Origin of the sequence: Chryseobacterium paridis (genome assembly GCF_016595215.1) — a bacterium.
Classification (GTDB): domain Bacteria; phylum Bacteroidota; class Bacteroidia; order Flavobacteriales; family Weeksellaceae; genus Chryseobacterium; species Chryseobacterium paridis.
In genome coordinates this window covers 2,211,506-2,226,078 of record NZ_JAENHK010000010.1, presented here as the reverse complement: position 1 = coordinate 2,226,078, position 14,573 = coordinate 2,211,506, and the positions used below count along the sequence as shown (strand labels likewise).

The window sequence follows — 14,573 nt, the reverse complement described above, 5'->3', positions numbered from 1 at the left end:
TTATTTTTTTCCTTTTAAACTTTTTAATTCTTCATTTAACTTAAGGTTTTCTGCTTTTAATAAAGAAATATATTCCTGAAGGTTCTCCACAATAGAAAGCGGAATTGTACTGTTGTTATATTGATAAACACCTGATGCCGAACTGTCATTAAATACGGGATGGTCATTGTTAACAACGATTTGGGCATCATCTTCTTCATAGATGTCTTCCATAGTAACATCCAAAAAATTAGCTATTTTTTCCCATTCAGCCCTTACAATCTTTACGTCGCCGCTTTCCTTTCTGCTATAGTTGGAAACATCGGTTGCAATGATATCAGCAATCTGTTGCTGGGTATAACCCTTTCTCTTTCTGATCAAACGTAATTTTTCTTTTTGCATCTCGCATTTTTTTACAAATATGCAAAAAAAATTATACAAAATATATAATTGTTGTACACTAAAAATGCAAAAAATATACAATAGGATTGTGCATTAAAAAGGTTTTGTCTTTTATAGTTTTGGAAGACAACCAATAAAAAAAAACACAATGAAAAAAAGATTATTCTTGGTGGGAGCGTTATTCCTGCTGGTTTTTCAGTCATGTTCTTCTAATGAAGATTTATCCAATTTCCAAGATTCCAGTTTAACCGTAAGTGAGAAAGTTTCTTTAAAAAGCAGAGAAGCAAGCTCTAGAAATTTATCTGAGTACGTGTCTACTCAGCTCAGTATTCAATCAGATATCAAAGATATCATGGATAATGAGAAAAATGCTGATTTTTCGATGATTCAATCGGAAATAGAAAGAATTAAGACAAGTGAGGAATTAGAAAAACTTTATAAGGCGGCAAAAATTGTACATATAAAAGAGCTTATAACCTTGTACGAAAAAATGAGAGACCAGAGCCAATCCTTTAGGGACTCTAATGCTGATTTTTACGCTAAGTATAATGATGATGAAAGAACAAGAATTCTAACTAATGAGATAGATCTGCAACTTGGATATACTGGGCGCATGGCAAATGTAACAACTAATTGTCAATCTTCTTTTGCTACCGCATCTAAAAGGTGCATGAGGAATTACGCAATCGAGATTGGTGGGTCAGTTTTAGTTGGTGTTTTTACAGGTGGAGTAGGTGGGGCTATTGCAGGTGGGCTTGCAACAGCGCATATGGTAGCATGTAATTCTGATGCGGAAAGTGATTATCATACATGTGTAAGAGGTGGTGGAATACGATAAAATATAAGAAATGAAATTAAAGTATGCTTTAATAGTAGTTGTAATAATGTTAGCTTTGACACCATTGTTTGCATTAGATAGTGCATTTCGACTAATCTTTGAAATTATCTGTTTTGTAATGATTCTTACTTTGATAATTATAGCTTGGAAACAACAAGATAAAAATGCTGTTATTGCATATATTTTTTTAATGGCTATAAGTGCTATTCAATTTTTTGATAAAGAGGATAGGTACTTTTTTGTTCAGATAATTCTTTTAGTAATAATGCTCGGCCTGACCATTTTGAAATTGATCAGATCGGAGAATAAAAACGGTATCGATTAAGTATATAGCTTTTAAAATTCTTTTTTAATCATTACGGATCTTTAATTCAGGTATTAAATTCTGCTTTGGGAATTGTAATTTATAATTTTCTCAGAATAAGGAAAGAAAAAGATTGGAAAGAATTATTATAAAATGTTTTTATAAGAAAAAAGCGGTACAATCCTGTACCGCTTTTCTCATATTATTTCTCAAGTTGTTTATAGCTTCTTTGAATAAAGTCTGTAAGATCTTTTCCTTTCAGTAAGTTTTGAGAAAGTTTAGCAAGATCTAAAGCGTATTTAATCAGGTTTTCTTTTTCTTCCTGATTTTCTGTTTTCAATATCTGACCAGCAAATTCGCTGTTAGAATTCACTACAAGGTTATACATTTCTGGAAAACCTCCCATTCCAAACATTCCACCTCCGCCAGTTGCCTGCATATCTTTCATTCTTCGCATAAATTCAGGCTGTGTAATAGTGAATGGAGCATCTGAACTATCAAGATCTTCCAGCTGAACCGTGAATTTTTTGTCGCTAATTGTTTCTTCTACATTCTTTTTTAAAGACTCTTTTTCAGTGTCATTTAATTTAGAAATAACAGGTTCATCTTTCTTGATAAGATTATTAACGTGATCAGAATCTACTCTTACAAAAGAAACTTTCTCTTTTGATCCTTCCAGCTTTTGAATAACGTGAGGAACGATTGGAGAATCTAAAAGAAGAACTTCATAGCCTTTATCTTTTGCAGATTGGATATAGCTGTGTTGCTCATCAGCATTAGATGCATACAGAATAATCAGGTTACCATCTTTATCAGTTTGTGCTGGTTTGATTTTCTCTGTCAGTTCATTCCATAAGAAGTAAGTTCCATCAACAGTTGGATACAAAGTAAATTTGTCTGCTTTTTCATAGAACTTCTCTTCAGAGATCATTCCATATTCAATTACGATTTTTATGTCGTTCCACTTTTTCTCATAATCTTCACGGCTTTCATTGATAAGAGAAGCCATTTTATCTGCTACCTTTTTAGTGATGTAAGAAGATATCTTTTTCACAGCACCATCAGCCTGTAGATAAGAACGGGAGACGTTCAATGGAATATCCGGAGAATCAATTACACCACGAAGAAGCATTAAGAAATCCGGAACGATACCTTTTACTTCGTCTGTAACATATACCTGATTTTGATATAATTGAATTTTATCTTTTTCAATATTAAGATTGTTGGCTAGTTTTGGGAAAAACAATACTCCTGTCAGATTAAAAGGATAGTCAACATTTAAATGGATGTTAAATAGAGGCTCTTCAAACTGCATTGGGTACAACTCATGATAGAACTTTACATAATCCTCTTTTGTTAAATCACTTGGAGCAATTGTCCATGCCGGATTTGGATTATTGATGATATTATCCACTTCTTCTGTTTCAGCTACAGCATCTTCTGGAGAGCCTTCTGGTAAAGGAAGTGTATGTGTTTTAGTCCCAAATTTAATTGGAACGGGCATAAATTTATTATACTTTAATAATAATTCGCGAATTTTTGATTCTTCAAGAAACTCAGTTGAATCCTCTGCGATATGAAGAATAATTTCAGTTCCCCTTTCTGTCTTATCAGTAGTTTCTTCAAGAGTAAACTGAGGGCTTCCGTCACATATCCAACGAACTGCTGGCTCATCCTTATAAGATTTGGTAAGAATTTCTACTTTTTCAGCAACCATAAAAGCTGAGTAGAACCCTAAACCGAAATGTCCAATAATTCCTGAGTCTTTTGCACTGTCTTTATATTTTTCCAAAAACTCTTCTGCTCCAGAAAATGCAACCTGGTTGATATACTTTTCAACTTCCTCTGCAGTCATCCCGATTCCCTGATCAATAATATGAAGCGTTTTTTCTTCTTTATTAATTTTTACTTCAAGCTTAGGATTTCCATATTCTACTTTAGCTTCGCCAATACTTGTCAGGTGCTTTAATTTTAAAGTAGCATCAGTGGCATTAGAAATTAATTCTCTTAAAAATATTTCGTGATCACTGTAAAGAAATTTTTTAATAAGTGGAAAAATGTTTTCAACGCTTACATTAATATTTCCTTTTGTCATTGTATTTAAATTTTTTACTGTGTTAAAACTTGTATGTTTTTTTTCTCAAAAAAAATACCATGTACACAAAAGTGACAGATTGACATTCTTTAGACTTATAATGGAATAGGCGTTTTATGCAAAGTTGTCAAAGAAATACCTTATTTTTAATGTTTAAAATTATTAAAAAATGAAGTTGAAATGTACAGTTTTTATTCTGCTTATAATGACCTGTTTTATGTATGGGCAGAAACAACCTTTAAATCATTCCGTCTACGACAGCTGGCAAAATATTGGGGCAAGAAAAATCTCAAACGATGGAAAATGGATTGCTTATTCTGTAGATGTCCAGGAAGGAAATCCTAATCTTTTTTTGTATTCAGTTAAAAATAAAACTTCCAGGCAGTTTGCAAGGGGAACAAAAGTGGATATAACGAGTGATTCAAGATTTGCCGTTTTTCAGATCCGTCCATTGTATAAAGATATAAAAGCGGTAAAAGATAAAAAGCTAAAACAAAGTAAATTAACGAAAGATACTCTTGCAATCGTTGATTTTTCCAATGGTAAAACGGAGAAAATTCCTAATGTAAAAGAATTTAAAATTCCTGAAAAAGGAGGTTCTTACGTTGCTTACCTTCTGGAAAATGTAAAAGACAAATCTTCAGATGACTCTTCAGATAAAGAAGATGGAGATGAAAAGAAAGATGAAGATAAAAATGCAAAGCCACTGCAGTTGGTGGTAAGAAACCTTTTGGATGGGAAAAGCACCATTTACGATAATGTATTCCGTTATGAATTCAGTAAAAATGGAAAACAGCTTGCTTTTGTAACCAAAAAACCGGAAGAGAAAAAAGATAAGGATAAAAAGGAAGATAAGAATTCAGATAGTGAGAAGCCTGCTGATAAAAAGGATAGTGACAAATCGAAGCCTAAAAAATATGCTCTTCAAACTGTACAAATAGTTGATCTGCAAAAGGGAGTAGTAAATAAAATTTCAGAAATGGAAGGTGATTTTTCACAATTGTCTTTTGATGAAGAGGGAAACCAGCTGGCATTTGTAGGAACTTCTTCGGCACAAAATGATTTAGTGAAGTCTTATCAGTTGTATTACTTTAATTTTAAAGGAAATAAAAAAGAAACACTCAACAATGAAAATGCTCAAATGAGAAATAATTGGGTAATTTCAGAAAACCGTTTACCTATCTTCAGCAAAAATGGGAAGCAGTTGTATTTCGGCGTTGCTCCAAAACCTATTGCAAAAGATACAGCGATGATTGCTAACGATCATGCTGTTGTAGATATATGGAATTATAAGGATGACTATTTGCAAACGGTACAGTTAAAGGAATTGAAAAATGACTTAAAAAAATCATACGCTGCCGTAATGCAAACTGAAAAACCAGATTTTTTCAGAAATATTGATAATGTAGATTTGGATACTTTACGATTGGTAAACGAAGGGAATGCCGAATTTGCATTAGGTATTACAAGTATAAACAACCGAATTTCTTCCCAATGGAATGGTTCAACTAAGAAAACATATTTTCTTATAGATAATAAAACAGGAGAAAGAACAGAAATCATTAAAGATCTGGATGGGGCGGTTTCCATATCTCCACTTGGGAAATTTGTTGTGATTTTTGACAGAGAGAAGGGGAAATGGTTGAGTTATAATATTAAGACAAAACAAACGCTTCCACTCAATAATGGGCTGTCGGTTTCTTTTGTTGATGAAGAGTTTGATATGCCGGATTTTCCGAATTCTTATGGTATAGCATCCTGGACGGACAATGATGAGTCTGTTATTATCAAGGACCGTTTCGATCTTTGGGAATTTTTCTTGAACAGTTCAAAAAAGCCCAGAAATATGACTAATGGATTTGGGCGTAAAAATAAAATAACATTTGATACATACAGTTTAGATAAAGATATTAAAAGTTTAAATCGAAAATCTTCTATCTACTTATCAGCATTTAATAATATATCCAAGGCGAACGGAATTTTTAAGACATCTGTTCAGTCAAATTCAGATCCTGTAAAAATCAAAATGGAAGATACCTGGGGGTATCGAAGTATTCAAAAAGCAAAAAATGCAGATGAATATGTTTTAATAAAAGAATCATACACAGATTCTCCCAATATTTTTGCAACATCAGATTTTTCGGAGCAGCAAAAGTTGAGTAATACAAACCCGCAACAAACCCTTTATAATTGGGGAAGGGATGAACTGATCAATTGGACAACGCCAAAGGGAAATACTTCTACAGGTATTTTGTACAAACCAGAAAATTTTGATCCAAACAAAAAGTATCCTATGATTGTGTATTTCTATGAAAAACTTTCGGATAACCTGAACCGTTATGTAGCTCCAGCTCCAACTCCTTCAAGATTAAATATCTCTTACTTTGTGAGTAATGGGTATTTGGTTTTTACTCCTGATATTTCATATACTGACGGTCTTCCTGGTGAATCTGCGATGGAATACATTAATTCCGGAGTTGAAAAGCTAAAGCAAAATTCATGGGTAGATGGTTCTAAAGTTGGAATTCAGGGACAAAGTTGGGGAGGTTATCAGGTAGCTTATCTTATTGCTCATACAGATATGTATGCAGCTGCATGGAGTGGAGCTCCTGTTGTAAATATGACTTCTGCATATGGAGGTATCCGTTGGACTTCAGGAATGAACCGACAGTTTCAGTATGAGAAATCACAGAGTAGACTAGGGAAGAATCTTTGGGATGCACCTGATCTTTATATTAAAAATTCACCACTTTTTACAATTGATAAAGTGAAAACCCCTGTAGTCATTATGAGTAATGATAAAGATGGGGCAGTGCCTTGGTATCAGGGAATCGAAATGTTTACAGCATTACGCCGTCTTGGAAAACCCGTATGGCTCCTGAATTATAATGGTGATGACCATAATCTTGTAAAACGCCAGAACAGAAAAGATATACAAATTCGTGAGCAGCAGTTTTTTGATTATTATCTTAAAGGAGCTAAAGCTCCGGTTTGGATGACAAAAGGTGTTTCTGCTACCCAAAAAGGAAAAGACTGGGGATTTGAATTAACAGAGGATAAACCTTAAATAATAAAAAACGACAGTCGGTGAGAGCTGTCGTTTTTTTTATTAAAAGATTAAAAGATTAAAAGATTAAAAGATTAAAAGATTAAAAGATTAAAAGATTAAAAGATTAAAAGATTAAAAGATTAAAAGATTTTCCTAAACACTTTCATTTAACCTCGGACTAAAAAATCCCGAATCCCGCACCTCGAAACTCATTTACCCGCATCTGGCTTCAGCCAAAACTTATATTGTAATAATAGCAATAAAAAATTACTCAATTAACGTAAATAAAAATAAAAAAGACAGCTCAATGGCTGTCTTTTTTTTGGTATGTTTAAAAAACTATTTGTTTTTTAATACTTCTTTAATTTTATTTTCCAATTCTTCAGAAAGTTCTGGATTGTCTTTTAAAACATCTTTTACGGCATCACGCCCTTGTCCTAATTTTGTTTCTTCATAGCTGAACCAAGAACCACTTTTCTTTACAACTCCTAGTTCTACGGCCTGATCAAGAATCTCTCCTGTTTTAGAAACACCCTCTCCATACATAATATCAAATTCAGCTTGCTTGAATGGTGGAGCTACTTTGTTTTTAACAATTTTCACTTTCACACGGCTTCCTACAGCTTCATCACCATTTTTGATCGGTGCACTTGCTTTTCTGATATCTACTCTTACAGAAGCGTAGAATTTCAAAGCGTTACCACCTGTAGTTGTTTCAGGGTTTCCAAACATAACACCAATTTTCTCTCTCAACTGGTTGATGAAAATTACTGTACATTTTGTTTTTGAAATAGTGGCTGTAAGCTTTCTTAATGCCTGAGACATTAATCTTGCATGAAGACCCATTTTTGAATCACCCATTTCTCCTTCGATTTCAGCTTTAGGAGTAAGAGCTGCTACAGAGTCAATAACAACAATGTCAATAGCTCCTGAGCGGATAAGGTTATCAGCAATTTCCAAAGCTTGCTCACCGTTGTCTGGTTGAGATATAATAAGGTTTTCTAAATCAATTCCTAATTTTGCCGCGTAAGTTCTGTCAAAAGCATGTTCAGCATCAATAAATGCAGCAATTCCACCTGCTTTTTGAGCTTCAGCAATAGCGTGAAGAGTTAGAGTTGTTTTACCAGAAGATTCAGGACCGTAAATTTCAATGATTCTTCCTCTAGGATATCCGCCTACTCCTAGTGCGATATCTAATCCCAAAGATCCTGAAGGAATAACTTCTATTGTGTTGTCAACAGAATTATCTCCCAAAGTCATTACAGTTCCTTTTCCGTATGTTTTATCTAGTTTGTCAAGCACTAGAGCCAGTGCTTTTTTCTTATCGTCGATGTTACTCATTTCTATAAAATAATTTCTCAAAAGTACATAATTTTGCAATCAAAAGCTAATATTTTTCGATTTCAAAAACTCTTTTTAACATTAAAAAAACAATAAATCTGGTTGGTCAAATAATAGCTATCTTATTCTGAATGAAATATAAGGATGCCGAAAATTTTCTTTTCAGATTGAATGATCTAATGAAAATTAGAAACAGCCGTGACTCTTAAATAATCTTCTAAAACTGTAAGATGTTTTTTATTTCCAGCTTCAATTCTGGCCTTTCGACCGAAGAGTGTATTATATATTATATTGATTAGTCTTTTCGTTTTCGGAAATGCATTTTTATTAGAAACATCCGGGATACTTAATCGTTTACAAACATCACTGTCCAATAGAAACCAGGTACAGCAAATATGCAGATACCGAAGATTTTTTCTTTGGAAATTAAACTTCAATATGGGATTTTCTAAAGATTCATTTAATAATGAATGCGCAAGAAGTACCGAATCTTTGTCCGATGGAGGCTGGATAGATGTCCACAAATAAAAATATTCAGTAGCCTGCTTTTTATTATCAGGTAAAAGATCTTCCGGTATGCCAAGTAAATATCCAACATATTTCCAGAGATGGAAAATACCAAGTTCCTCTTCCGTTGAAAAAGTATTTCCCAGTTTTTGTAAGCTGTGCAAAAATACCAGACTAAAGCCGATATAGGTAGCCATCATATCCCAGGAATTAATCGGCTCACCCCAGTTTTCTGTATCCCAACCCTGATAATGCTTTTTAATAGAAAGTCTTGCATAAGAATGAATGAGTCTTGTTTTTATAGCAAACTCATAACCTTTAGCATGGATCTCCAATGCATTATAGCGTGTTGCATTAACCCAAAAGTCCAATGTTTCTGAAAGACGTTTAACAGCTCCCTTCTTTAATGCTTCTGTAACAATAAGAGGTTTATTGAGGTAAGCATAATCATAGCCACCAATTAAGCAGTAGTCCCGTAAAGAAATTAAAGCATCTAATCCACTCCGCATACAGAGTTCAGCACCCCATTTCAATAGGTCTTCATTCAACCATTCTGGTTTTCTTTGAGTATGGATAAAAAGCTCTTTTACACTTTCCGGTACATTGTCATTTTCAGAAACTCCATTTCTAACATAATGTTCAATCTCCTTAGATGCCTCATGGAATTTTTTTGTAAAATAAATATCTTTTACAACCTGATCTCCTGCTTCATCTACATGATAGTAGTAGGAAGCAAATTTTTCAAAATTTTTGAAACTTACTTCAGCTCCGGAGAATTCAATCAGCAGTTTTCCATTGCCTTTTTGCCAGAAATCTTTGAAATGAGGTGAATTTTTAAAACGGGGTTGTAAGGTTGATCTCTCCATCTATTATAAAAGTACAAGTTTTACGCCGAAACACCCTAATGAGATTTGTCATCAAAGAAACGGCCTTTCCCTGTTGTATTTTTATCATTAAATAATACCCCATTCAAAAGCCTTTTTAAGAAGCTCTTTACCATTTCTGGAATTGGTTTTCGTTAAAATGTTTTTCCGATGAGATCGAACGGTGTGTTGGGACAAAATAAGTATTTCTGATATTTCTGTTCCGGAATAGCCTTTCGCAATTAAGGATAATACTTCTACTTCCCTTTTGGTTAAGCTTTCTAAAGAGTGATGAGCTGATAAAGAGGTGTCTTCTATTTTAATTTGATGAAAGTCATTTCTGGGACCAATACCTGATACCAAAACCGTATTCGGGTTGTGCTTTGTAATATGATTGATATTTGTGTGTATGTTGATAGACTGTACCAAATTTCCTCCCTCGTCTTCAAGAGTGGGGATGGCCTGATGGTGAAACAATTCATAATTTCCCTTTTCGGTTTTCATTCTGAAACAGTAACTGGATTTGATATAGAGTTGATGTTCCAGTCCAATTTCAAGCATCTTTGCAATAACAGCTTGCTCTGCTTTTATGACAAAAGGAATGTCTTCAGGATGGGTGAGATCGATAACTTCTTTTAGGTTTTCCGGGAATTCTTTTAAACCATGCAACTTCAGGATATTTTCATGATGATGAGAAAGAGTGCTGTTGGTGAGATTCATGACATAATAGTAAAACTCTCCGATGGCAAACATTTCACCAATTATACGTTCGATAGGCGGGGTGTTTAATATTTCTTTCTTCTCTTTTCTTGTACCTGGATAAGTATTCCAAACGTCGATCAATGGGTGTTTTTTTTCAGAATTTTCCATGAAAATAGCTTTGTTTTAAAAATAGTTAAAATTTTCTTAAGAAATCCCCCTTTTGGGGGATTTTTTTGTGTCAAAAAAAATGCAAAATTTGTTGTAAACTAATAACCCTGAAAACTTAATTTCCAAAACTGTTTGAGAAATTTCAATTAAATTGTCATTTTTGGTAATTAATTACATTTCTAAAATGCATTAATTTATTAAACTTAAATTATTTAAAAATAGTATAATATTTATTATTATTTATTTTTTAATGAATTTTTAATAATGTGGATTTTTAAAACATATAGTTAAGCTGGAAAAAAGTATTCAGGAAAAATTATAGTTTATACTTTCTTTATTAGTTGTTTGGAAATGGTAAACTAAAAACCCCACTCAAATTTGAGCGGGGTTTATATATTTTAGTGCTTGTTTAATTATTATAAAGAAGCAGCGTGGATAAGCATATCAACCAATTTGTTAGAATAACCCATTTCGTTGTCATACCAAGAAACAAGTTTTACAAAATTAGGAGAAAGCATAATACCAGCATCTTTATCGAAGATTGAAGTTCTCTTATCTCCTACGAAATCCTGAGAAACTACTGCATCTTCAGTGTATCCTAAGATACCTTTTAATTCTCCTTCAGAAGCAGCCTTAATAGTAGCACAGATTTCATCGTAAGAAGTAGCCTTCTCAATTCTTACGGTAAGGTCAACTACAGAAACGTCTACTGTTGGTACTCTGAAAGACATACCTGTAAGTTTTCCGTTTAATGAAGGAATTACTTTTCCTACTGCTTTAGCAGCACCTGTAGAAGAAGGAATAATATTGTTAAGAGCAGCTCTACCACCTCTCCAATCTTTCACTGAAGGACCGTCTACTGTTTTTTGAGTTGCTGTTGTAGCATGAACGGTTGTCATTAAACCTTCAACAATTCCAAAGTTATCATGAATTACTTTAGCTAATGGTGCTAAACAGTTTGTAGTACATGAAGCATTAGATAAGATTTTGATATCATCTGTAAGTTCTTTGTGGTTTACACCCATTACGAACATTGGAGTATCATCTTTAGAAGGTGCAGAAAGGATTACTTTTTTCGCTCCTGCATTAATGTGAGCCTGAGCAGTATCTTTAGATAAGAAAAGACCTGTAGATTCTACGATATAGTCAGCTCCTATTTCATTCCACTTTAGGTTATTAGGGTCTCTCTCTGCAGTTACTCTGATTTTTTTTCCATTCACTACAAGATCATTACCTTCTACAGATACTTCACCTGGGAAAATTCCATGAACAGAATCATATTTTAACATGTAAGCCATGTATTCTGCATTGATAAGGTCATTGATTCCTACTACCTCAATGTTGTCTCTTTCAGTCATTGCTCTGAAAACAAGACGTCCAATTCTACCAAACCCGTTGATACCTACTTTAATTGTTGACATAATATTTTGATTTTTACAATTATAAAAATTAGATTGCTAATATTTCTGAGATCAATAGAAGATCTTTATTGATTTCGTTATGCTTTTTAATGGCCTCTTCAATAGGAGTATACACCATATCATTGGAACGCATTCCAGCCATTACATTTGTTTTCCCTTCCATCAATCCTACTACCGCTCCATAGCCCAGTCTGCTTGCCAATACTCTGTCTGCACAGCTTGGAGAACCTCCTCTTTGTATATGTCCCAAAATTGCTACACGGATATCATAGTCCGGAAACTCTTTTTGAGTCTGCTCTGCAAGTTCATAAATATTCGCTACTTTATCTCCTTCTGCAACCACTACAATACTTGATGATTTTCCTGTTTTTTCAGCATTTCTGAAAGTAGCAAAAAGTTCATCTACACTGTCTTTTTTCTCAGGAATTAATATATCTAAAGCTCCGGTTGCCAATCCACTGTTCAATGCAATAAAACCAGCATCTCGACCCATTACTTCGATAAAGAATATCCTGTTATGAGATGTAGCGGTATCACGGATTTTATCAATAGCATCCATTGCAGTGTTCAGAGCGGTGTCGTAACCAATGGTATTATCTGTACCAAAAATATCGTTGTCAATAGTTCCGGGAACTCCAATTACTTTGATTCCGAATTCTTCATTGAAGATCTTGGCTCCTGTAAAAGTTCCGTCTCCACCAATACAAACAACGGCATCAACACCATGTTTAACACAATTATCGTAAGCTTTTTGTCGCCCTTCTTTTGTTCTGAATTCCTGAGATCTTGCGGACTTTAAAATAGTTCCACCCTGGTTGATTATATTTTTTACGGAACGAGGCCCCATTTTTAGGAAGTCATCGTTGATAAGGCCATTATAACCTTCTCTTATTCCATAACATTCAATATTATAATAATTTGCTGTTCTTACTACCGCTCTTAATGCGGCATTCATACCTGGAGAATCTCCTCCGGAAGTAAGAACTGCAATTTTTTTTACAGCACTTTCTTTCATCTAGTAAAAAATTTCGAACACAAATTTACAAAAACAAGTTCAGATTATGGTAGTAACTTGATAATAGTTTTGGATATAAATTGTTAAAAACTTCTAAAATTGGCAGGTTTAAAATAATATCTCGCAGTTTTGATTTCAGATGCATTTACATCTAAATCATACCAGGGCGAAAGATCTTTATCAAAAGGATTGGAAAGTAAGTGGATGGATTGAGCAGGCGTAAAGCCTTCAGCTAATAGAAATAATTTTTTACCCTCTCTATTAATGCATGATCCTGAAATAAATACAACATGTCCAGGGCTTCCTGGTGTGATGAGAATATCTCCGGTTTTTAAATCGGTATTTTTTGTAACGGCTTGCGTCTCTTTATGTAAAGAAATCGTTCCAGCATAATTAAAGATGAGCTCGAGGTAATTTCTAAAATTTTGATATGAGTCATCAAAAGAAGCCGTTTTTCTGAAACTTACAGAATTACCATTAACAAAAGCCCTTATGCCATTTTTGTAATCATTCCAGCTAACGAGATCACCATTTGTAAAATGAAACTGTATTTCGTTGAATTTTTTTGTCTTGAATAAATATTCAGCTCTTAAACGGATAACGGCGTCTGCACATTGCTGTAAATCCTTATCTCCGGTATCAATATCAAAAACGGCTTCATGAAGATTCTGGGTAGAAATTGGATCGCCATCATATCTCAAAATTTGACTTTTATAAGGTTTTAAAGTATAGTTCTCAAGAAAATATCCAAAGGAGTCAGGTTTTCCCTCAATCCATTCATAGCCGTTTGGTGGTGAAAATCTTTCTTTAGTCGTATTTTTATTGATATTAATTAAAGTTTTCGAAGCTGGGCTTTCATTTGCACCAGGTTTTACCTTTTCTATTTTATCATTTTTGCAGCTTAGAATTGTTGCCAAAGCAATTATGCATACTATCTTTTTTATCACTTTGACTATCATATATTTTTATCATGAAATTTTTATATCCGCACTCATATTAAGATCTGCGTTATCTGCTAAATCTACGAGATCATTAATTGCCTTAAATTAGTTCTTTTCAGTCAGATATTTCCAATACCTTTTCGGAACATGCTGGATATGCAGTTTCAAGTTCTTCCTTTCCGCAATATTCGTTTTTATAAAATACCTTTGCCAAAGGGTTTGATATTGAGTTTCCTCATCATGAAGTTTTTGTTGATACTGTTCCAAATTTAATTTCTCTTCAGGATAAAAGAAGTCACAGTTTTCAAGATCATATAAAATTCCGTAATGCCTCCTTAGGTCGTAGATCATCCATTTTTGGTCCTGATAACGGTCCTTAAAATGTTTTCGAATCAATGGAATGACATTAAAATCCGGATCTATTTTGGCAAAGAAAACACCATCCTGCATTTTCTCAAACCTTACAAAGGCTGTCATCCTATGTTTTTCCCGATCAACTGATTTGCAAATCTTTGAAATTTTTAAAATATCATTATCAGCATAATTTTGGAGAATATTTTCCTGTGGATGTTGAATAGATTGTTTTATGGCTGATAAAATGATTTGTTCTGACTCTGGATCTTCTGATAAAAAGACTTTTAATAATTGGTGGATTCCAGATTTACTTATATTCTGTTCCAGTTTGTTCAAAACTCTTTCTGCCTTATCATTTTGTGTGACAACTTCGTGGATTTCAGCAAAAATGTTCTCCTGATGAAAATGTCCTTTACTGATAATCTCTACGTCCTTATAGCGGTATTCAAATACTTCAAATACTGCAGTTAAAAGACCGTCGAAGCTTCCATCATAAAGTAAGGTTGTCATTATTTAATATTGCAATTTGTAATTCTTGTTATTTCTTTTGGTATGCTGAAAGCATATGAGCAAAGTTTAATGTTAAGTATTTCA

At 33.6% G+C, this 14,573-nt stretch carries 12 protein-coding genes; 3 read left to right on the top strand and 9 right to left on the bottom strand.

From position 1 onward, the window contains the following. Complete coding sequence (locus JHL15_RS19525; RefSeq protein ID WP_200248512.1) at positions 1-381, bottom strand: helix-turn-helix transcriptional regulator; 381 nt, start codon at positions 379-381, stop codon at positions 1-3. 166 nt (positions 382-547) lie between these two features. Between JHL15_RS19525 and JHL15_RS19520 the strand changes: the two genes are divergently transcribed. Next, complete coding sequence (locus JHL15_RS19520) at positions 548-1,219, top strand: hypothetical protein (RefSeq protein WP_200248509.1); 672 nt, start codon at positions 548-550, stop codon at positions 1,217-1,219. A gap of 10 nt (positions 1,220-1,229) precedes the next feature. Further along, the gene (locus JHL15_RS19515; protein WP_200248506.1) at positions 1,230-1,544 is read left to right on the top strand and encodes a hypothetical protein; all 315 of its coding nucleotides are present in this window, start codon (positions 1,230-1,232) and stop codon (positions 1,542-1,544) included. A gap of 181 nt (positions 1,545-1,725) precedes the next feature. Here JHL15_RS19515 and htpG read toward each other — a convergent pair whose 3' ends face one another. Then, on the bottom strand, positions 1,726-3,618 hold the full coding sequence (gene htpG, locus JHL15_RS19510) for a molecular chaperone HtpG (protein ID WP_200248504.1): 1,893 nt from the start codon (positions 3,616-3,618) through the stop codon (positions 1,726-1,728). Between the two features lie 169 nt (positions 3,619-3,787). Between htpG and JHL15_RS19505 the strand changes: the two genes are divergently transcribed. Further along, positions 3,788-6,685: an alpha/beta hydrolase family protein gene (locus JHL15_RS19505; protein ID WP_200248501.1), complete on the top strand. Its 2,898-nt coding sequence runs from the start codon at positions 3,788-3,790 to the stop codon at positions 6,683-6,685. A 321-nt stretch (positions 6,686-7,006) separates the two neighbouring features. On the opposite strand, the gene recA is transcribed toward JHL15_RS19505, so the two are convergent. The 7 genes from recA to JHL15_RS19470 all read right to left on the bottom strand — a co-directional run bounded on the left by recA (position 7,007) and on the right by JHL15_RS19470 (position 14,489). Then, on the bottom strand, positions 7,007-8,008 hold the full coding sequence (gene recA / locus JHL15_RS19500) for a recombinase RecA (protein ID WP_200248498.1): 1,002 nt from the start codon (positions 8,006-8,008) through the stop codon (positions 7,007-7,009). A 176-nt stretch (positions 8,009-8,184) separates the two neighbouring features. Beyond that, positions 8,185-9,381, bottom strand: a complete 1,197-nt coding sequence (locus JHL15_RS19495; protein ID WP_200248495.1) for an oxygenase MpaB family protein — start codon at positions 9,379-9,381, stop codon at positions 8,185-8,187. Between the two features lie 87 nt (positions 9,382-9,468). Then, positions 9,469-10,248 (bottom strand): response regulator transcription factor, encoded by a 780-nt coding sequence (locus tag JHL15_RS19490; RefSeq protein ID WP_200248493.1) that lies wholly within the window; start codon positions 10,246-10,248, stop codon positions 9,469-9,471. Between the two features lie 416 nt (positions 10,249-10,664). Then, positions 10,665-11,669 carry a type I glyceraldehyde-3-phosphate dehydrogenase gene (gap, locus tag JHL15_RS19485; RefSeq protein WP_089027731.1) on the bottom strand — a complete coding sequence of 335 codons (1,005 nt, stop codon included), beginning with the start codon at positions 11,667-11,669 and terminating at the stop codon, positions 10,665-10,667. Positions 11,670-11,697: 28 nt separating this feature from the next. Beyond that, on the bottom strand, positions 11,698-12,684 hold the full coding sequence (gene pfkA, locus JHL15_RS19480) for a 6-phosphofructokinase (RefSeq protein WP_200248490.1): 987 nt from the start codon (positions 12,682-12,684) through the stop codon (positions 11,698-11,700). A gap of 83 nt (positions 12,685-12,767) precedes the next feature. Further along, complete coding sequence (locus JHL15_RS19475; protein WP_200248488.1) at positions 12,768-13,643, bottom strand: DUF4846 domain-containing protein; 876 nt, start codon at positions 13,641-13,643, stop codon at positions 12,768-12,770. Between the two features lie 87 nt (positions 13,644-13,730). After that, entirely contained in the window at positions 13,731-14,489 is a 759-nt protein-coding gene (locus JHL15_RS19470; protein WP_200248485.1) for a TIGR03915 family putative DNA repair protein, read from the bottom strand. Between the last annotated feature and the right edge of the window lie 84 nt (positions 14,490-14,573).

Excerpts from the sequence above, each read along its gene's own strand:
- JHL15_RS19475 (WP_200248488.1), bottom strand. The coding sequence starts at position 13,643 with ATGATAGTCAAAGTGATAAAAAAGATAGTATGCATAATTGCTTTGGCA.
- JHL15_RS19505 (WP_200248501.1), top strand. The coding sequence starts at position 3,788 with ATGAAGTTGAAATGTACAGTTTTTATTCTGCTTATAATGACCTGTTTT.
- JHL15_RS19515 (WP_200248506.1), top strand. The coding sequence starts at position 1,230 with ATGAAATTAAAGTATGCTTTAATAGTAGTTGTAATAATGTTAGCTTTG.
- pfkA (WP_200248490.1), bottom strand. The coding sequence starts at position 12,684 with ATGAAAGAAAGTGCTGTAAAAAAAATTGCAGTTCTTACTTCCGGAGGA.
- htpG (WP_200248504.1), bottom strand. The coding sequence starts at position 3,618 with ATGACAAAAGGAAATATTAATGTAAGCGTTGAAAACATTTTTCCACTT.
- recA (WP_200248498.1), bottom strand. The coding sequence starts at position 8,008 with ATGAGTAACATCGACGATAAGAAAAAAGCACTGGCTCTAGTGCTTGAC.
- gap (WP_089027731.1), bottom strand. The coding sequence starts at position 11,669 with ATGTCAACAATTAAAGTAGGTATCAACGGGTTTGGTAGAATTGGACGT.
- JHL15_RS19525 (WP_200248512.1), bottom strand. The coding sequence starts at position 381 with ATGCAAAAAGAAAAATTACGTTTGATCAGAAAGAGAAAGGGTTATACC.
- JHL15_RS19470 (WP_200248485.1), bottom strand. The coding sequence starts at position 14,489 with ATGACAACCTTACTTTATGATGGAAGCTTCGACGGTCTTTTAACTGCA.
- JHL15_RS19495 (WP_200248495.1), bottom strand. The coding sequence starts at position 9,381 with ATGGAGAGATCAACCTTACAACCCCGTTTTAAAAATTCACCTCATTTC.
- JHL15_RS19490 (WP_200248493.1), bottom strand. The coding sequence starts at position 10,248 with ATGGAAAATTCTGAAAAAAAACACCCATTGATCGACGTTTGGAATACT.